Origin of the sequence: Castellaniella sp. (assembly GCF_049650445.1) — a bacterium.
In the GTDB taxonomy this organism is placed as follows: domain Bacteria; phylum Pseudomonadota; class Gammaproteobacteria; order Burkholderiales; family Burkholderiaceae_B; genus Castellaniella.
On the sequence record NZ_JBASAD010000008.1, the window covers coordinates 1 to 19,571 of the forward strand.

14 protein-coding genes are annotated in these 19,571 nt (G+C 68.7%); 7 read left to right on the forward strand and 7 right to left on the reverse strand.

The genetic code is table 11. The features are described from left to right. Positions 1–125: 125 nt before the first annotated feature. The 3 genes from WA983_RS01840 to rpoN all read right to left on the reverse strand — a co-directional run bounded on the left by WA983_RS01840 (position 126) and on the right by rpoN (position 4,421). Positions 126–1,604, reverse strand: a complete 1,479-nt coding sequence (locus WA983_RS01840; protein ID WP_424311524.1) for a GTPase/DUF3482 domain-containing protein — start codon at positions 1,602–1,604, stop codon at positions 126–128. Then, positions 1,597–2,991, reverse strand: a complete 1,395-nt coding sequence (locus WA983_RS01845; RefSeq protein ID WP_424311525.1) for a DUF2868 domain-containing protein — start codon at positions 2,989–2,991, stop codon at positions 1,597–1,599. The genes WA983_RS01840 and WA983_RS01845 overlap by 8 nt, the downstream gene beginning before the upstream one ends. Before the next feature lie 71 nt (positions 2,992–3,062). Further along, positions 3,063–4,421, reverse strand: coding sequence for an RNA polymerase factor sigma-54 (gene rpoN / locus WA983_RS01850; protein WP_424251460.1), 1,359 nt, complete (start codon positions 4,419–4,421; stop codon positions 3,063–3,065). Positions 4,422–4,441: 20 nt separating this feature from the next. On the opposite strand from rpoN, the gene WA983_RS01855 reads away from it, so the two are divergent. Both WA983_RS01855 and WA983_RS01860 read left to right on the forward strand, forming a co-directional pair. Further along, the gene (locus WA983_RS01855) at positions 4,442–4,984 is read left to right on the forward strand and encodes a hypothetical protein (RefSeq protein WP_424251458.1); all 543 of its coding nucleotides are present in this window, start codon (positions 4,442–4,444) and stop codon (positions 4,982–4,984) included. A 101-nt stretch (positions 4,985–5,085) separates the two neighbouring features. Next, positions 5,086–7,386, forward strand: a complete 2,301-nt coding sequence (locus WA983_RS01860; RefSeq protein ID WP_424311526.1) for a heavy metal translocating P-type ATPase — start codon at positions 5,086–5,088, stop codon at positions 7,384–7,386. A gap of 15 nt (positions 7,387–7,401) precedes the next feature. Here the strand turns inward: WA983_RS01860 and WA983_RS01865 are convergent, their stop codons facing one another. Beyond that, positions 7,402–8,454 carry a hypothetical protein gene (locus tag WA983_RS01865; protein ID WP_424249899.1) on the reverse strand — a complete coding sequence of 351 codons (1,053 nt, stop codon included), beginning with the start codon at positions 8,452–8,454 and terminating at the stop codon, positions 7,402–7,404. A 346-nt stretch (positions 8,455–8,800) separates the two neighbouring features. Here WA983_RS01865 and leuA point away from each other — a divergent pair, with 346 nt between their 5' ends. Beyond that, positions 8,801–10,504 carry a 2-isopropylmalate synthase gene (gene leuA, locus WA983_RS01870; protein WP_424249900.1) on the forward strand — a complete coding sequence of 568 codons (1,704 nt, stop codon included), beginning with the start codon at positions 8,801–8,803 and terminating at the stop codon, positions 10,502–10,504. On the opposite strand, the gene WA983_RS01875 is transcribed toward leuA, so the two are convergent. Further along, positions 10,505–10,822 carry a hypothetical protein gene (locus WA983_RS01875; protein ID WP_424249902.1) on the reverse strand — a complete coding sequence of 106 codons (318 nt, stop codon included), beginning with the start codon at positions 10,820–10,822 and terminating at the stop codon, positions 10,505–10,507. Positions 10,823–10,853: 31 nt separating this feature from the next. Then, entirely contained in the window at positions 10,854–11,198 is a 345-nt protein-coding gene (locus WA983_RS01880; protein WP_424249904.1) for a DUF1840 domain-containing protein, read from the reverse strand. A 92-nt stretch (positions 11,199–11,290) separates the two neighbouring features. On the opposite strand from WA983_RS01880, the gene WA983_RS01885 reads away from it, so the two are divergent. The 4 genes from WA983_RS01885 to WA983_RS01900 are packed head-to-tail and all read left to right on the forward strand — an operon-like array spanning position 11,291 to position 18,215. Further along, positions 11,291–15,139: a DUF6531 domain-containing protein gene (locus tag WA983_RS01885; protein ID WP_424311527.1), complete on the forward strand. Its 3,849-nt coding sequence runs from the start codon at positions 11,291–11,293 to the stop codon at positions 15,137–15,139. 41 nt (positions 15,140–15,180) lie between these two features. Further along, positions 15,181–16,863 carry an arginine--tRNA ligase gene (gene argS, locus WA983_RS01890; protein WP_424311528.1) on the forward strand — a complete coding sequence of 561 codons (1,683 nt, stop codon included), beginning with the start codon at positions 15,181–15,183 and terminating at the stop codon, positions 16,861–16,863. Between the two features lie 4 nt (positions 16,864–16,867). Beyond that, entirely contained in the window at positions 16,868–17,566 is a 699-nt protein-coding gene (locus WA983_RS01895; RefSeq protein ID WP_424311529.1) for an SPOR domain-containing protein, read from the forward strand. Positions 17,567–17,588: 22 nt separating this feature from the next. Beyond that, positions 17,589–18,215: a thiol:disulfide interchange protein DsbA/DsbL gene (locus WA983_RS01900; RefSeq protein WP_424247079.1), complete on the forward strand. Its 627-nt coding sequence runs from the start codon at positions 17,589–17,591 to the stop codon at positions 18,213–18,215. A gap of 37 nt (positions 18,216–18,252) precedes the next feature. Here the strand turns inward: WA983_RS01900 and WA983_RS01905 are convergent, their stop codons facing one another. Next, the gene (locus WA983_RS01905) at positions 18,253–19,470 is read right to left on the reverse strand and encodes a trans-sulfuration enzyme family protein (protein ID WP_424247081.1); all 1,218 of its coding nucleotides are present in this window, start codon (positions 19,468–19,470) and stop codon (positions 18,253–18,255) included. Positions 19,471–19,571 lie beyond the last annotated feature (101 nt).

Consider the following 19,571-nt stretch of genomic DNA (forward strand, 5'->3'; position numbering starts at 1 on the left):
CTCCTCAGGTGGCGGCGGCGGGGGGGGCGGACGCGGCGGGGGCGGCGGCGCGTCCGGTAGCTGGTAATCGACGGCGCGCCTGCTGGTGTCCTGCCAGCCGGACAGGACACCAGCACCGAAAGAAACTACAGTGCGGCGAACAGCGCCTGGGCCATGGCGCCGACCAGGGCCTCGCGCCGGGCGTCGGGCACAGGGTCCTCGCCAATCGAGGACCAGTTCGGGTGACCGCGGACCTCGCCCAGCATGCGCTGCACGTCCGGCGGCAGACGCCGCAGGGGCTCAAGCGCGGCATCGGATGCCGGAGCCCCGTCTTCGGGGACGGCCTGCACCTCAGGCTCGACCGGCACGGTCGGCTCGGGCGGCGCCATCCGCGCCAGCAGATCACCGTCGATGGGCCGCATGGCGGCATGTCCCCGGCACTCCAGCGCCCGCACCAGGGCCAATTGACGCAGCCCCAGCAGATGCAGCACCGGATCATCCACCGTCATTTCCGTATTGCCCGCCAGCCGGCCCACCAGGCGCTTGCCCCACTGGCTGGCGCCCTGCCAGGCGCCGCCGATGGCGGCCCCCAGCAACGCGGCGGCCCCCAGGCTCAACCCCCCGGTCAGCACGTCGATGGTGGCGCCCGCCATGGCACCGGTGGCCATGCCCTTGCCGACCTGGATGCCGAAGGTGCGCAGCGCCTGGGGATTGAACAGGTCCATGCCCCAGCGCTCGCCTTCCAGGGGCAGGGGATGGTGGGGAAAGGTCATCTTGCTGAAGCGATAGCGTTTCAGCAGCGCATGCACACAGTCCTGCTCCCGGTCGCGGGTACGCTTGCGCAGCCTCAGGGCAATGGCGGCCATGTCGGTCGGGTCCTGGGAGCAGGGCAGCCGCAGGGCGGTCGCATCCACCAGCAGTTCGGCGATCAGGCGCGTCGCGTCCTGCAGCCGGCGCAAGCGCTGCAGGCCCAGGTCGGTGCGCAGGGTCTGCAGGGCAGCCGCGTGATGGTCCAGCATCAGGGCCAGACGGTCCAGTAGCTGGCCCTCGCCGTCCAGCGCGGGCGCCACCGTGTCGAAATCCACCGTGGCGTGCAGCCCCAGGCGGGCCAACGCGTCGCGCCAGGCAGCCGTGTCCGACAGCGTCGTGCGGGTGAAGTTCAGCACCGGCAGAATGGGCCGGCCGCAGGCGGTCAGCAGCATCAGTTCGTCGCGATGCTTGGGTAGAACCGGATCGCGGGTGTCGATGACGTACAGGGCGGCGTCGGTCTCCAGCACCGTCGCCAGGACCCGGCATTCCTGCTCGAAGCGGCCGGCGGATTCGGGGCTGTCGAGCAGCAGACGAATGCGTTCCGGGCCGTCGTGCCGTTCCTGGGGAGGAGACAACTGATCCAGGTAGTCCAGGACGCCCATGGCGTCCTCCAGGCCCGGCGTGTCGCGCAGTACCAGGATGGCCTGGCCGGTCTCGGTCAGCAGTTGCGCGCTTTCGACGTGGCGGGTGGTGCCGGGGCGATCCGCGACCTCGCCGAAAGACTCGTCGCGCAGCAGCGTGCGCAGCAATGAGGTCTTGCCGGTATTGGTATGGCCGACGACCGCCAGGTCGATGGGCTTCGAAGCGTCAGTCATGGCGGTGCTTTCCGATGTGTTCGAGCCAGCCGTCCAGGCTGGGGATACGGGCAACGGCCTGTTGCGACAGGATGTCCTGCCAGGCCTGCAAACGGGGCGGGGTGCCTCCAAGGCACAGGGCGCGCAGATCAGGACAGGACCGGCGCAGTTCGTCCAGCCAGGCGGCGGCACCCCGATCCGGCGTCAGGCGCGCATCGCAGACGAACAACAGATGCGCAGGCGGCGCGCCCAGCAGCGCGCGGATGCGCGCGCGGTCTTCGCGGCTATCGCAGCGGCCCAGGTCCACCACGCCGGCCGGCAGCCCATCCAGGGGCCAGGCCAGATCGGGGCCCAGTTCGTAAGCCAGGACCGCCGCCCGGCCGTCGACAGCGACGACCGGCGTGATGGGTCCGGCCATGCCGTCGAGCGCCGGCGCGGGCCGGTCGATGCCCAGGTTGGCATGGGTGGGCAGCAGGCGTTCACGCAGGTCCAGCCAGCCCGGCAGGCCCGGGTCCACGGTCAGTCCGGCCAGGCGGCGCTGCAGGTGCAAAACGCAGGCGAACAACGCCAGCAGCCTGGGCAGCAGTCCCCAGACGACGACACAACCGATCAACCACAGGGACCAGTCGGCCTGGACACCGGCCGCCAAGGGCTGCGCCCCCAGACTGGCGGCGATCTGGGTGTCGCCCGGCGCCGGAAAGCCCAGCAGCCCGGGCAGAGAACCCAGCGCCCGGGTCGCGTCGACAAAGGCGTCCGGCGACAACAGCGTGGTTTCCCAATGAAAGGTATAGCGACGCGCGCTCAGCAACAGGAGCAGCGTGGGCAGCGCCCCCAGAAAGGCGGCCGCCCAGGCCCCGTGGCTGATCAGCCCGATGGCGGTCTTCCAGGCCCGCGCCCGACCCAGCAGGGACAGGAAGGCCTGAGCCGCCAGGGCGGCGTCCGGCCCCCGGACCAGCCGCCGCGTCAGCCAGAGCCAGAGGCGCGACAAGGCGGTCGAGTCGGGCAGACCCGGCAACCAACTGCCCAGCCAGATCAGGAAGGTGAGCGCATGCAGCCCCAGCAGCCCCAGCAAGGCCAATGCCAGATTGACCTGCCCCTGCCCCAGAACGGCAGCGGCCGTGCCGATGCCCGCCAGACAAGCACACAACCACAGGGCGGCCAACGCCCAGCGGGCGCCGACGGACCACTGGATCAGACGGTCATGCAGTTCGCCATGTTCGGCCAGCCAGGCGGCGCGCGCCAGGATGCGGACTTGGAGGTCAGCCGGCAGGCGCAGGGCGGCCTGGCAGGCGGCACGGTCTTCCAGCGGCCCCCAATGCGCTTCGCGCAGACGCACGGCCTCGGCCTGCCAGTACTGGAGCAGCGGGCCGGTGGCGGGGCGTGCGGAAGAAGACGGGCGATTCCACATGGGCAGGAACGAGCGAAAAGCAGATGATACCGAGTTTTACCGGACCCGGGCACATCGGCTCAGAGCGTGCCTCAGGCGTCCGCCTGCCCACGTGCCTTGCGCATGCTGGCAGGCGGCACGCCCATGGCCTCACGGTACTTGGCCACGGTCCTCCGGGCGATCACCACGCCCTGGTCGGCCAGCAGTTGCGCCAGCCGCATGTCGGACAACGGTTTGCCGGCCGGCTCCGATGCCAGCATCGTGCGCATCAGCGCCTGCACGGCCAGCGCCGAGGTCTCATCGCCCGAGCGGGTCTGCACCACCGTGCCGAAGAAGAATTTCAGTTCGTGCACGCCCCAGGGGGTCTGTGCGTACTTCAGACGCGTGGCGCGGGAAATCGTTGACTCATGCAGTTCCAGCGCCTGAGCGACTTCGCGCAACGTGAGCGGCCGCAGCGCCCCGACACCGGACTCCAGGAACGCCTGCTGATGCCGTGCAATGAACTCCGCCACCCGCAGAATCGTCTGTCGGCGCTGATCCAGATTGTGGATCAGGCTGCGCGCCTGGCGCACCCGGTCCCGCAGGTCGGGCGACAGGTCCTGGCCCGCCAGGCCGTCCACCAATTCAGGATTCAGGCGCACGCGGGGTTCGACGGCGGGATTGAGGCTGACCCGCCATCCGTCCGCTGCGCGATGGAACAGCACGTCGGGCACCACATAATGGATGGGGTCGGTCTGCCAGGCGCCCGCCGGACGGGGGTCCAGACAGCGCAAGGCCCGATGGGCGGCGTCCAGCAGCACACGATCACAGGCCAGCGCCTCGCACAGGCGCCCCCAGCGGCCCGCCCCCAACTCCTCCAGATGATCCGTCAGCCGCAGGGCGCAGGCCAGCACGTCCGTGGGCCATTCATCGGCGCGCGTCCGCAGTTGCAGCCGCAGACATTCGGGCAGGTCGCGCGCAGCCACCCCGGCGGGATCGAAGGACTGCAACAGGCGCAACGCCGTGCGCCATTCCTCGTCCTCGACCTCCAGTTCCGGCGGCAGGCCGGCGGTCAGCGCCGCCGGATCGAATTCCAGGTAGCCGCGCTCGTCCAGCTCGCCCATCAACCGGATCACCAGCAGGCAATCGCGCTGCGTGGCACGGGTGGTGTGCAACTGCAGCAGCAGATGGTCGATCAGACTGAGCGGCTGACCCGGCTCCGGCAGATCGTCGGGCAGGGCCGCGCGCGCGGGCTGCGCCCACAGGCGATCCAACCGCTCGGCCTGGGCCGCCGATTCCGGTTCCGGTTCCGGCTCGACGGCTTCGAGCAGCGGATTATCGGCCAGCGCCTGGGCGATCTCCTGATCCAGCTCCTGGGACGAGCATTGCAACAGGGCCAGCGCCTGGCGCAACTGCGGCGTCAGCGTCAAGTGCTGATGCTGGCCCAGTTCCAGGGATGGTTGCGCGCGCATGTTCAATCTAAAATACGGTTATGAAACCAGAACGAAACGAATCTCCCAGTCGTCGGGACCACGCCTTGCTGCGCCGGGTCCTGCTCAAGCTCACCGCCACATCCAGGATCCTGTCGGCCGCGCTGGTCGTGGTGGTTGTCCTGATCTGGTATGACGCGCTGAACCGTCTGCTGGCGTTCGGCAACGGCATCGATTATGCCGGAAACCGCATCATGGGTGCGGAGGCCACCGCCCTGCTGCAACGCTACAACCCCTACTTCTGGGGCGCGCTGGTCACGCTTTGTTCACTGCTGCTGGCCTACCTGACCTGGCTGGCCGTGCGCGCGATCCTGACACGCGCCCGCCTGCGGCCCGTCGATCCCGCCTCTTTCCAGCAACTGGCCGATCAGTTGTCCAAGGCCTCGCTGGACGTGCTGCTGTGGGCCTGGCAGACCCGCGACGAACCTCTGCGCGTAGGCGATTTGATGCAAACCCGGGACGAACTCTCCGCTGGCCGCGCCGCACGACTGCACCGCGCAGCCGAACAGCTCGCCGTCCTGGAAAACGCCCGCCAGCGCCAGTAAGGCGCTGCGCGCCCCGCCAGGGTGCCATCGCACCGTCAGCGCCAGTGGTTGACCGACGACGACCCGGTACCGATATCGGGTTCTGCACGTAAAACACGCATATGCACAATCGCTGGCACACCGCCCTCGCCCTTTTTTTCTTCTGTCTCGCGGGCCTGCTGGGCGGCGGGATTCTGTGGCTGGCGAACGCCCGGGAGTTGGCATCCCAGACCTGGATGATCGGCAGCATCCCGGCACTCGTCGCACTGCTGCACGGGATATGGACCGCCTTGCGCAGACGCGAGGCCGGGGTGGATGTGCTGGCCCTGATCTCGATTGCCGGCGCGCTATTCCTGCGCCAGGAACTGACGGCGTCGGTAATTGCCGTGATGCTGGCCAGTGGCCGCCTGCTCGAGGGCCTCGCCGAGCGCCGGGCCGGGCGCGAGATGTCCGCCCTGCTCGAACGCGCCCCGCGCAGCGCCCGCTGCTACCGCGACGGCACTCTGGTGGAAGTGCCGCTGAGCGACATCCGAGCCGGAGATCGTCTGCTGGTGCGCCAGGGCGAGATCATCGCCGCCGACGGCACGACGATCACGGAGCACGCCGTGATAGACGAATCGGCGCTCACAGGCGAAGCGTTGCCGGTGACCTATCAGCGCGGCGACCCGTTGCGCAGCGGCAGCGTGAACGCGGGCGACGCCTTCGAGATGGTGGCCACGGCGACCGCCGCGAACAGCACATTTTCCGGCATCGTGAAGCTGGTGGAAGCCGCGCAGCGATCGAAGGCGCCGGCGACGCGGCTCGCCGACCGTTATGCCCTGTGGTTCGTGCCGCTGTCGCTCGGCGTGGCGGGTGCGGCCTGGCTGATCAGCGGCGACCCCCTGCGGGCGCTGGCCGTGGTGGTCGTGGCCACCCCCTGCCCGCTCATCCTCGCCGTGCCGGTCGCCGTCGTCTCGGCGATTTCGCGCTGCGCGCAGCGCGGCATCCTCGTCAAGGGCGGCGGCGCCCTGGAAGCGCTGGCGGCGACGCGCAATTTATTCTTCGACAAGACGGGAACCCTGACGGACGGACGGGCAAGACTGATCCGCATCGACCGGACGGCGGCAGCCGACAGGATCGATGACACGGAACTGCTCAGACTGGCCGCGTCGCTCGAGCAGATGTCCCATCACGTCATCGCGGGGGCGGTGGTCGCTGCGGCGCGTGCGCGGGCCCTGACCCTCGGCATCCCCAGCGACGTCAGCGAAATCCCCGGCGCGGGCGTGAGCGGCACCCTCGACGGGCTGCGCCTCGTGGTCGGCGCGCACGACTATGTGGCCCGCGCGGCGGCGGTGCCGCCGCCCGTCCGGGATCTGCTCGACCGCACCAGCGTCGACGGCACGGCGGCCGTCCTGGTGGCCATAGACGGGCAGTACGCAGGCACGCTGCTGCTGGCGGACTCATTGCGCGTGGAAGCGCCCCGGGCGCTGCGGCTGCTGCGCAGGACCGGCGTCCGGCATATCGTGATGCTGACCGGGGACCGGCGCGAGGTGGCGGAGACCGTCGCTGCCGGCTTGAACGTCGACCAGGTGCTGGCCGAACAAACGCCCGCCGACAAGCTCGCCGCCATCAAAGCCGCCCGCGACTCCGGGACTACGGTGATGGTGGGCGACGGCATCAATGATGCGCCGGCCCTCGCGGCGGCGACGGTGGGCGTCGCCATGGGCGCACGCGGCGCCACCGCCTCGGCCGAAGCGGCCGACATCGTGCTGCTCGCGGACCGCCTCGACCGGCTCGCCGAAGCCCTGCATATCGCGCGCCAGACGCGCCGCATCGCCATGCAAAGCGTATTCGCCGGCATGGGATTCTCACTGCTGGCGATGCTGGCCGCCGCCTTCGGATTCCTGGCTCCGGTCTATGGCGCCCTGGTGCAGGAAGCCATCGATGTCGCGGTGATCATCAATGCATTGCGTGTCTTGCGCATTCGCCCGTTGCGGGCGGCACGCTACCGCATGGCGGCCGGAGATCTCGAACGGCTGCACGCCGAGCACCAGCGCCTGGCTCCGGTGCTCGAACATCTCGACGCGGCCATCGACCGCCTCCCGTCGATGAGTCCGGAAGAGGCCCTGCCCATGCTGACGGAGCTCGACACGGTCTTGAAAGAACAGTTGCTGCCCCACGAGAGCGCAGATGACCGCGACGTGTATCCAGCCATCGCCGGTCTGCTGGGCGGGGACGACCCAATGGCAGCGATGAGCCATGCCCACCGGGAAATATTCCGCTTGCACCGGTCGCTCGGCGCCGGGGTCACGCGGCTGGCGGCACAGCCGCAGGACCGCGCGACGCTGTACGACCTGCAACGCATCCTGCACGCGCTGGATGCCATCCTGCGCCTGCACTTCGCACAGGAAGAAGAAATCTACCAGAGTGTGGCTGAAGACTGATGTGACGAATGACGATTACGCGTGGCGATGCCGCCACCAGTACACGATCACCCCCACGATCAGGGCGAGCCCCAGATAGCCGAGCAACGGATACACCGTGCCCACCAGGGTGGTGAAGCCCACGAAGCTCAGCCCCAGGCCGACGAAGCTGGACACCACGCTGATCAGGCGGAATTTCGGCGTCTCGGGATCGGCGAAGCGGGCACTGAAGGCGAAGAACATGCCCACCGCCGTGCTGTAGATCATGCAGCACAGCGACACCATCATCAGCCAGCCCAGCCAGGGGCTCAGGCTTTTGGCGAGCAGCACGGTCGCCATCTCGGCGCCCTCGATCTGGTCCAGCGTGGCGAACAGGCCGACGTTCAGCAGCAAGATCAGCACGCCCAGGCCCAGCCCGCCCAACACCCCGCCGCGCGTGGTGTTGCGCAGATTGGTGCTGCCGCCGGACAAGACGGCCAGCAGCGGGAAACCGACGGCGATGTTGAAGGACGCATACAGCACGCCGCCCAGGAACCAGTTGGGCGCGGCACGGTCCTGCTGCTGCGCTGCCAGGGCGTTCAGGGTCTCGATGTCCGTATCGCTGCGAAACAGCGCATAGATCACCAGCACGATCACCAGGGCCAGCAGCAACGGCGTCACCGCGCTGATCAGATCCACGATGCGCTGCACATTCAGGCACAGCGTCAAGGACACCAGCACGGCCATGAACAGGCCGCCGGCCAGCTTCGACAGGCCGAAATGCTCCTGGAACAGGGAGCCCATGCCCGCCAGCATGGCAACCCCCACGCCGAACAAGAAGAAAATCAGCGCCAGGTCGATGACCGATCCCAGCCTGTCGCCGAAGATCGCATTCAGCACGACCTTGTGTGAATGGGCCTGCAACTGGGTACCGATACGCGCCACCTGCATGCCCAGAAAGGCGAACAACAGCCCCGCCACCAGCGTACCCGCCACTCCCCAGAGACCAAAGTGCGTGAAAAACTGCAACACTTCCTGCCCGGAGGCGAAGCCGCCGCCGATGATCACGCTCATGTACGCGGAAGCAAGCTGAAGAACCTGTCGATTCATGATGTCCTCGCACGTCCGCCACGGGCCGGACCGGCCCGCTGGACGCAATGCAATGTTGGGTAAACCCGCCATTGTGCCCAAATCCGCCCCCTCCGGCACTTGCGGAAATACGGGAAATATGTTCGACTTATATTTATGAACACCACGCGCGCTTCCTTTCGTGACTCCCTGCGGCTCTCCGCTGCCGGGTGCGTGCGTCCGTCGTTCACCCTCTCTCTGTCGGGTCTACTGCTGCTAGCGACCGGTTGCCGGGCCTAGCGCCGCGTGGTAGTTCGGCAACCTGTTTCGCCACACCCTCGCATTTCTGCGCCCGTGATCCGGGCGCACCACCCAGACAGGTCCCGACATGATCAAGAATCCCGCCGAAAAATACGTTCCGTTCGCCCCGTTCACGCGCGACTTCGCTGAACGCACCTGGCCCAGCCGCCGCATTTCCGCTCCCCCGATCTGGATGAGCACCGACCTGCGCGATGGCAACCAGGCGCTGATCGAACCCATGAGCGTCGAACGCAAACTGCGCTTCTTCGAACAACTGATCAAGATCGGCTTCAAGGAAATCGAAGTCGGCTTTCCCTCCGCGTCCCAGACCGACTTCGACTTCGTGCGCAAGCTGGTCGACGAAAAACGCATCCCCGACGACGTCACCATCATCGCCCTGACCCAGTCACGCGAAGACCTGATCCAGCGCACCGTCGAAGCCTGTGCAGGTGCCAGGCACGCCATCATCCACCTGTACAACGCCTGCGCGCCGGCCTTCCGCAAGATCGTCTTTCGCATGAGCCGCGACGAAGTCCGCGCCATCGCCGTCGAAGGCACCCGGCTCGTCAAGGCCGAAGTCGCCAAGCACCCGGAAACTCACTGGCGCTACGAATACTCGCCGGAAGTCTTCAGCACCACCGAACCCGATTTCGCGCTGGAAGTCTGCAACGCCGTAGTCGACACCTGGCAGCCGACCGTCCAGGACAAGATCATCCTGAACCTGCCGGCCACCATCGAGGCCACCACGCCCAATCTGTACGCCGACCAGATCGAATGGATGCACAAGAACCTGGCGCAGCGCGACAAGATCATCGTCAGTGTCCACCCCCATAACGACCGGGGCACGGCCGTGGCCGCCGCCGAATTCGCCGTCATGGCCGGAGCCGACCGCATCGAAGGCTGCCTGTTCGGCAACGGCGAGCGCACCGGCAACGTGGACCTGGTCACCCTGGCGTTGAACCTGTACACCCAGGGCATTCACCCGGGCCTGGACTTCTCCGACATCGACGAAGTCCGCCGCTGTGTCGAATACTGCAACCAGTTGCCCGTGCACCCGCGCCACCCCTACGCCGGCGACCTGGTCTTCACGGCCTTCTCCGGCTCGCACCAGGACGCCATCAAAAAGGGCTTCGCGATCCGCCAGGAAGGCACCGTCTGGGAGGTCCCCTACCTGCCCATCGACCCGGCCGACCTGGGCCGCAGCTACGATGCGGTCATCCGCGTCAACAGCCAGTCCGGCAAGGGCGGCGTGTCCTTCCTGCTGGAACAGGAACACGGCCTGGTCCTGCCGCGCCGCCTGCAGATCGAATTCAGCCGCGCCATCCAGCGCGTCACTGACGAGACGGGCCGCGAAGTCACGCCCAAGGACGTGTTCGAGGTCTTCTCCAGCGAATACCTGGACCGCGAAGCGCCGATGAAGCTGATCCGGCACCGCATCACCGGCAGCCCCAAGACCACCGGCCAGAAACAGTTCGTGATCGAAGTCGAACTCGAAGTCGACGGCCAGGTCCGCCACCTGTCGGGCCAGGGCGATGGCGCGATCTCGGCCTTCGTCGACGCGCTGGACATCGACGCCCGCGTAATGGACTACCAGGAACACGCCATCGGCACCGGTACCGACACCCGCGCGGCGTCCTACATCGAGATGCGTATCCAGGACAACGCCAGCGGCTACGGCGTCGGCGTCCACGAAGACATCGTGACCTCGTCCTTCCTGGCGATCCTGAGCGCGGTCAACCGCCACGCGGCCGCGGGCGGCGACGTCCGGCCGCGCGCATCGGTCGCGGCCTGATCAATACACGATAGCCAACCCCGGCAGATCGACCGTCACCCGGGGTTTTTCCAGCGCCTGGACGGCGTGGCCGGCGAATTCCCGCGCCAGATCGGGCTGCGAGGACAGACGCTTGTAGCCCAGGCTGTCGGCCACGCCCAGAATCTTGTCCAACAGCAGGACCTTGCCGCTGACCCGCAAGGGCTCGCACCCCAGGGATTCCCAGGTCTGTTCGAACCAGTCGCGGGCGGCGTGCGACAGGGCGGCGTCCACCGGCGCGTCGACGGACAGTTCCAGCGAGCGATGGGCATCGAAAATCACGATCACATGACCCTGCATGGGGGCTTCTCCGTGTGTGGACGACGAGAATCTACCAGGACGGCGCGGGTTCCCAGGTGACGTCTTCGCCCTTTTCGCGGGCCAGGCGCAGCATGGTCAGCAGCGGCCAGGCCCGGCGGCGCATGCCGACCGGCTGGGAGATGGGGTGCTCGACCGTGTCGTCGTGGTCGCTGGAGGCGTCGTCGTGGCCGGGATCGGCCGCCACCAAGGACTCGATACCGGCAATGGCCGTGTCCAACTGCGCCCGCGTGATGACACCGCGTTCCGGCAGGCCGGGCTCGTCGAAGGTCTTGCCGGCGGCCAGCAGGATGGGCCGGGCATGCTGGGCGAACATCAGGACTTCCGCTGCGGATTTCGACTGAAACAAAATGAGCATGATGGACTTCCTGCAATGGACACATTCATACACTAACCGATCTTCAACCCCCTGCCAAGCGACACAATGAGTGCTCCGACAGGAGACGCTCCATGCCCGAAATCCTTGCCCCGCGCCGCTTGCCGCGCTGGCTGGCCGGCCTGCCACTGACGCTTGCCGCCTGGCCCCCGCCCGCCCTCGCGCAGACCGCACCCGCCTTGACCTGCGCAGTGCCGCAGACCCAGACGCCCTGCGGCGCGGGGGCCACCCGGGGGCCGGCGGCGGCGCCCGCTCCCGACTCGGGCATCGCCAATCCCGTGCATCTGGCCACCGGCGAGAAATTTCTGCGGGAAACAGACCTGCCCGAACCCGTCTCGGACACCCATCCGTCCTTCATCCGCCTGTACCGTTCGGGGTCCGCCGAGAACGGACCGCTGGGCCGGGGCTGGAGCAGCGAATACGACATCCGGCTGCTGCCGGCGCCGGACGGCTGGCGGCTGGACCTGCCCGACGGGCGCCGCGTGCGCTTCGACGCCCAGGGTTCAGGGGCTGAACCCACCCAGGGGCGCATCCTGGCTCCAGTTCCGGAGGGCACGCAGGTCCGGGGTGCGCCGGCCGGCGAAAACGCGGAAAGATCCGGGCGCGCCGAGAACGATGCGGGGACCGGAGCTTCGGCCACATCCTGGCGGGGAGCCGATGGCGGCCGGCTGATCTTCGACGCGCAAGGTCGATTGCGGACGATCACCACCCCCGGACGACCGGACATCGTCATCGACCGTCATGCCGACGGCCCGCTGGGCGGGCTGATCCGGACCATCCGGCGCGGTGATGCCACGCTGCGGCTCGACTACGATCAGGCGGGTCCACATCCCCGCCTGATCGCGCTGGATACGCCGCTGGGCGTCTTTCGCTACGCACACGCACCCGCGCTGTTGACCACGGTGCAACGTCCCGATGGCATGCGCCGCCACTACCACTACGAACCCGAGCGGCAGGCCGGCCACGCCGCCGCCCTGACCGGCGTCACGCTGGAAGCCACCGACGGCCGGCGCTGGCGCGCCCGCACCTGGACTTACGACGCACATGGCCGTGTCATCCAGGCGATCCCGGGCGCTCCCGACGCGACGGCGGATCGCCTGGACCTGGACTATCTGGACGGGCCGCACGGCACTCGCACCACCCGGATCCGCACCGCGGGGAGCGTGGCCGAAATCGACACGCAGACCCGCAGTGGCCTGACCGTCCCGCGTGCAGTGCGCACAGCGGTCTGCCCCGGCTGTCCTGAAACCACTCAGCGCCTCGGCTACGACGCCCGGGGCCGCTTGAGCGCCATTGGCGATCTGGTCATCCGCCGCGCACCGGACGGACGCATCCGCGCGCTGGCGCAGGCGCGCGGCGGATGGCCCGGCCTGCGCCTGCGTTACGGCCCCGACGGCCGCCTGGCGCGCTGGTCCAGCCGGCTCACAGGCACGACCCGGCTGGCACACGACGCGCACGGCCGCCTGATCAGCCGGCATCAGGCCAACAGTGGCCGCCTGGACATCCGCCGCGACACCATCGGCCGCCCGGTGGCGCTGCGGCACACGGCACCGGACGCACCACCGTTGGAGATCGGCCTGCGCTGGCGAGGCGATCAGCCGATCCGCCTGACACATCCCGAAGAAACCGAATACCTGGAACACGACGCCCACGGACGGGTGACGGCCCGCGCCATCCACCGGCCCCATCCCCGGGGCGCACTGAGCTACCGGGAACGCTACACCTACGATGCGCGGGGACGGCTGACGCGTCACGATCTGCCGGAGGGCGGAACGCTGCGCTACACCTGGTCCGACACAGGTCGCCTGAGCCGCCTGGACTGGGACGCCGCCGACGGCACACGCCGCACCGTCATCGATTCCGTAGCGGGTCTGGCCGGTTACCGCTACGGCAACGGTCTGTGGCTGCGCACGGCGGCGGGACCGGACGGACGCGCCGACACCCTGGTCCTGTCCAACGGGCCGCGTATTGTGTGGGGTGAGCGGCGGCGGCATGACGCGCGCGGCCGGATCGCACACTGGTCCACACTCCAGGCGGACGGCGCCTGGCGGCACCACGCGCTGGCGCACGATGCGCAGGACCGCCTCATCGGTGCCCGGGCTGACGCTACCCAGGCCTGGTTCGCCTGGGACGAGGACGGCCACCTGAGCGCCCGCCACGACCAGTACTCCCTGCCCCCCGGCGGCCCCCACGTGGACGCCGCGCCAAGGGGCGGCGACATGGGCCAGCGCGCAGATTCCAGGCTGCCTGCCATCCCTCGCGACCCGGGCGGCCTGGCGCGGGCAGTCGGCGGCCGTACGCTGCGCTATCAGACTCAGGGCCGGCTGGCCGAGGTTCGGGAAACCGGCAGAACCCTGGCCCGCTATGCCTATAACGCCCGGGGCCAGCAGATCCGCCGTACCTGGGACGGCGGAGAAACCGAACGCTATTACCTGGACAATCGTCTGGCGGCAGTCTGGCATCGGCCGTCCCCGGAGCCACCGAACTCCGGGACCGCGCCCTCCACGGCCCACGCCGCCTCGGCTGCCAAGGCCCCCACCTTCGGCGTCACCCAACGCTACCTGTACGCCCACGAAGTCCCGGTCGGGCTGCTGCAAACAGAAGCCGACGGCCGGACCCGCCTGTACTACCTCCACGCCGACCTGTTGGGCGCCCCCGTCCTGGCGACCGACGACGCGCGGGCGGTGCGCTGGACGGCCGACTACGACGCACTGGGCCGCGCGACCCGCCTGCGCGGCGACCTGACGCTGCCGCTGCGGCGGCCGGGTCAGGACGAGGACCCCGCGACCGGCTGGCACGACAATGTCTTTCGCACCTACCTGCCCGAACGCGGCCACTACCTGGAGCCCGACCCGCTGGGACCGCTGCCCGGCCTGCAGGCCCTGGGCTACGCCGCCCAGCAGCCCCTGCGCCACGTCGATCCGCTGGGCCTGATCCTGCTGGCCTTCGACGGCACGCGCTATGGTCCGCGCAACCAGGGCAATGTCTGGAAACTCGCCCAAGCCTACGAAGACGGCCCTGCCTACTACCATGCCGGCCCGGGCAACAGCTATTACACCGATTGGAACGCGATCACCGCCGCCGGCAGCCGCCAGATCCTGAGGAATCAATGGCAGTCCCTGCTGAACGCCCTGAACCGCGCGCAGGGCGCGGCCACACCGGTGCCCATCGACATCCTGGGGTACTCGCGCGGGGCGGCCCTGGCCCGCGATTTCGCCAACCGCATCGCGCAGCACACCCGCGACGGCTGGTTTTCCTACGATGATCCGCTGCGCGGAACCATCGGCCTGTGCGTGGACCTGCGCTTCCTGGGACTGTTCGACACTGTGGCGCAGTTCGGGCTGCTGGGCGCGGCCAATGCGGGCTTCGACCTGGGCATCGCCGGCGCCTGGCACTGGGTGGCGCATGCCGTGGCCCTGCATGAACTGCGGACCCTGTTCCCCCTGGTCTCGGCGGCCGGCGACGCAGGCAACACGGTCGAAGCGCCCTTCATCGGCGCCCACGCCGACATCGGCGGCGGCCTGCTGCTGGACGAGCGGCTGCAACCCATCCCCGAGGGCGACCTGTCGGACGTGGCCCTGAACTGGATGCGCTGGCAGGCCCTGGCCGCTTTGGTGCCGCTGGCGGAACTGGCACCGAGCGACCGGACGGTGACGAACCCGCTGCTGCACGATGAACGCAGCCCGGCCCTGCGACTCCTGCCGGGCGACCGGGCGCTGCAAGGTGTCGACACGCAGGCGATCGGCCCGCAAGGTGCCGACACGCGCCTGGGCGATGCGCAGCGGCGGATCGTCGAGGCCTTCATCCGCCGCGCCGACGCGGCGGATGAAGGCTCGGGGACCATCGCCGGCACCGTGGACATGACGACCTACGGCGCCTGGCTGAAGGCCGAACGGGGTCTGCCCGGAATGTCCGCCCCCTGAAATCGGGCTATCATTTCGGGATATCCTCAGATGCGGACACCATGCTACCCGAGCAACATACCCGGCTCATCGCCCTCCTGCGCTCCGTCCTGGACACGCTGATCCCCGAACAGACGCTGGACATCACCCTCGAACGCCCGAAAGTCGCCGCCCACGGCGACGTGGCCAGCAACGTTGCCATGCAGGCGGCCCGCGCGGCCCGCCGCAACCCGCGCGAACTGGCCCAGGCCGTCGTGGAAGGCGTGCTGGCCCACCCGGACGCCGCCGGCCTGATCGCCTCGGCCGAGGTCGCTGGCCCCGGCTTCATCAATTTCCGCCTGTCGGCCGCCGCTCACCAGGCCGTCCTGGATGCCATCCAGACCCAGGGCGAACAGTACGGCCACCGCCCCGCCAACGACGAGCGCGTGCTGGTGGAATTCGTCTCCGCCAACCCGACCGGCCCGCTGCACGTCGGCCACGCCCGTCAGGCGGCGCTGGGCGATTCCATCTGCCGCCTGTTCGCCACCCAGGGTGCCCAGGTCTCGCGCGAGTTCTACTACAACGACGCCGGCAACCAGATCCACAATCTGGCGATCAGCGTACAGGCGCGCGCGCGTGGCATCGAGCCCGACAGCCCGGACTTCCCCGAAGACGGCTACAAGGGCGAATACATCCTGGACATCGCCCGCGACTACCGGGCCCGCGCCACGGTGCAGGCCAGTGACGGCGAGCCCATCCTGGCAAGCGGCGACCTGGACGACCTGGACGCCATCCGGCGTTTCGCCGTGGCCTACCTGCGGCGAGAACAGGACCTGGATCTGCAGGCCTTCGACCTGCGCTTCGACAATTACTACCTGGAAAGCTCGCTCTACACCAGCGGGCGCGTCGACCGCACCGTCCAGGCCCTGATCGACGCCGGCCACACCTACGAACAGGAAGGCGCGCTGTGGCTGCGCACGACCGAACTGGGCACCGGCGACGACAAGGACCGCGTGATGCGCAAGTCCGAGGGCGGTTACACCTATTTCGTGCCGGACGTGGCCTACCACGTCGCCAAATGGGAACGCGGCTTCCACCACGCCATCAACATCCAGGGCACCGACCACCATGGCACCATCGCGCGCGTGCGCGCCGGACTGCAAGGTCTGGGCCTGGGCATCCCGGCCGACTATCCGGCCTACGTGCTGCACAAGATGGTGCGCGTCATGCGCGACGGCGCCGAGGTCAAGATCTCCAAGCGCGCCGGCAGCTACGTCACGCTGCGCGACCTGATCGACTGGGTCGGACGCGACGCCGTGCGCTTCTTCCTGGCCCAGCGCCGCGCCGATTCCGAATTCGTCTTCGACATCGATCTGGCCCTGTCGCGCAGCGAGGAAAACCCGGTCTACTACATCCAGTACGCGCACGCCCGCATCCACTCGCTGCTGCGCCAGCACGACACCGGCAGCCAGACGCAGGAGGCCGATCCGTCCCTGCTGACGGCTCCCACCGAAATCGCGCTGCTGCAACGCCTGGCGGAATACCCCGGCGTGCTGACGCAGGCCGCCCGCGAACTGGCCCCGCACCACCTGGCCTTCTGGCTGCGCGACTGTGCCGCCGATTTCCACGCCTGGTACAACGCCGAGCGCATCCTGGTGGACGACCCCGCCCTGGGCGCCGCCCGCCTGCGTCTGGCCCGCGCCACCGCTCAGGTGATCGCCAACGGCCTGGGCCTGCTGGGGGTCGGCGCCCCCGAGCGCATGTAGCATCATGGCCACCCGCAAGAAATCCTCTTCGCGATCCGGCAGCGCCTGGTTCGGCCTGGTCCTGGGCATGGTGCTGGGTGTGGCGGCGGCCGTGGCCGTGGCGCTGTTCGTCACCAAGGCACCCATGCCCTTCAAGGACAAGGCCAGCCGCGACGCGCCGACCACGCTGCTGCCGGACGTGAAGAACGCCCCGGACCCCAACATCGCCCTGTACGGCAAGGACGGCCCGGCCGGCACCCGCTCGACCGCCCAGGGCGGCAGCGGCACCAACCCGCCCGCCCCGGCGCCGGAACCCGGTGCGTCGCCCGAAAACCCCCTGTCCGACGCCATCGGCCAGATCATCGCCGGACTGGACAAGCCCGAAACCAAGCCGGCGCCGGCCCCGGTCACATCTCCGGCCCCGCCGCAGACCAGCCAGCCCATTCCGCCGCCGCCCCCGCCGCCGCCCGCCGCCCGCCCGGCACCCGGTACACAGACCACCTACTATCTGCAGACCGGCGCCTTCCGTTCGCAGAAAGAGGCCCAGGCCATGCTGGCCCGGGTCGTGCTGCTGGGCCTGCCGGTGCGCGTCGAGACCGGCGAATCCAACGGTGCCCCCATCAACCGCGTGCGCGTCGGCCCCTTCAAGGGTATCGACGAAATGAACCGCGCGCGGACCCGTCTGGGCGACGACAAGATCGAATCCACCGTCGTCCGCCCTTGAATCGTCTCCCCAAGGAGTCTCCATGAAGATCACTCTGTTTTCCCGTCTGCTGCCGGGCCTGGTTCTGGGCCTGGCCGCGCTGGCCATGACGCCCGCCCAGGCGGCGCCCTACAGCACCCTGGATCCGGTCCAGCCCTCGGACACCCCGGGCAAGATCGAGGTCCTGGAGTTCTTCTTCTATACCTGCCCGCACTGCAACACCATCGAGCCGATGATCATGAAATGGCAAAAGACCCTGCCCGAGGGCGTGGTCTTCAAGAGCGTGCCGGTCGCCTTCAACGCCAGCATGCGCGACATGCAGAAGCTGTACTACACCCTGGACGCCCTGGATCGCCTGGACCTGCAGCCGGCGGTCTTCAAGGCCATCCATGAAGAAAACAAGGATCTGACCCAGGCCAAAAACATCATCGACTGGGCCGCTGCCCAGGGGATGGACCGCCAGGCCTTCACCGACACGTTCAATTCCTTCGGCATCCAGACCAAGGTCTCCCGCGCCGACGAGTTGACCAAGTCCTACCACGTGGAAGGCACGCCGACGATCGCCATCGGCGGCCGCTACCTGACCTCGCCCGCGCAGACCGGCACCTACCAGGGCGCCATCGACGAAGCCGACAAGCTGGTCAAACAGCTCTTGGCCGGAAAGCAATAAGACAGACAACCGGGGGGCGTGATGCCCCTCGGCCACGTCAGCGGCGCGACGCCGTCTCGAACGCCTGCGTCAGATCCGCGATCAGGTCGGCCGGGTCTTCCAGGCCGATGTGCAGGCGCAGTACCGTGCCGGCCTTCATGCGGGCGTCGGCCACCGACGCCCAATAGCCGTGCGAGGCCAGGGCGGAGGGTTCGACCTGCGTGACCAGGCTTTCGTAACCGCCCCAGGAATAGCCGATCCCGAACAGCCGCAGGCTGTCGATCAGACGGCGGACCTGGGCCGCGTCGAAATCCACGGCCACGGACAGCAGGCCGTTGGAGCCCGTCGCATCGCGCTGCCACAGCGCGTGGCCCGCGTCGCCCGGCCAGGCGGGGAAGAAGATGCGCGACACCTGGGGCTGGGCATCCAGCCAGCGGCAGACTTCCAGCGCATTGCCAGCGCAGGCGCGCATGCGCACCCCCAGGGTGCGCGCCCCGCGCAATGCCAGCCAGGCGTCGTCGGCACTGACGGTATTGCCCAGGGCATAGTGGGTTTCGTGCAGTTTGCCGACCAGCGCCGGATCGCGCGCCACGGCCGCGCCCAGCATCAGGTCGGAATGCCCGCCGATGTACTTGGTGGCCGCGATCACCGACACGTCGGCCCCCAGCGTCAGGGGCCGGTAGATGTAGCCCGAGCCCCAGGTATTGTCCGCCACCACGGTCAGGCCGTGCTCGTGCGCCCAGCGTGACAGCGCGGGCATGTCCAGCATTTCCATCAGCAGCGAACCCGGAGATTCCAGGTACAGCACCCGGGTCTCGGGCCGCAGCGCGGCTTTCAGGCTGTCGAGATCGCCACGCACGAAGTCCATGGCCACGCCCATGCGCGACTGAATGGTCTTGTGGAAATAACGCACCGGCCCATACACGGAATCCACGACCAGCGCATGATCGCCCTGGCTCAGCAGCGCCATCAGCGTCATGCTGATGGCCGCCATGCCCGACGGTGCCAGGAACGCCCGTTCCCCGCCCTCCAGGCGGCACAGCAGCGTTTCCATGGCCTCGTGGGTCTGCAGCCCGACCCGGCCGTAGGTGGGCACACGCTCGCCGCGCTGCTTGGCGGCCTGGGCGTGGTCCAGCACATCCATGGAGGCGAAACGCACCGTACTGGTGCGGTACGAGGGCAGCGCCACCGGCCCCGTGCCGGTGACTGGGTCCAGGGGCGCCTGGCCGGTGTGCTGCAGCAGCGTGTCGATGCGGTCGGAATCGTGGCTTGTCATGATAGTTGCATAGGGTTTTTGGCCGCCGGGACGAGCCAGGACGCGAAATAGTCCCTGCGGACGATTGCGCGCCTGACGAATCCGAGCGGCATGCAGGCTGC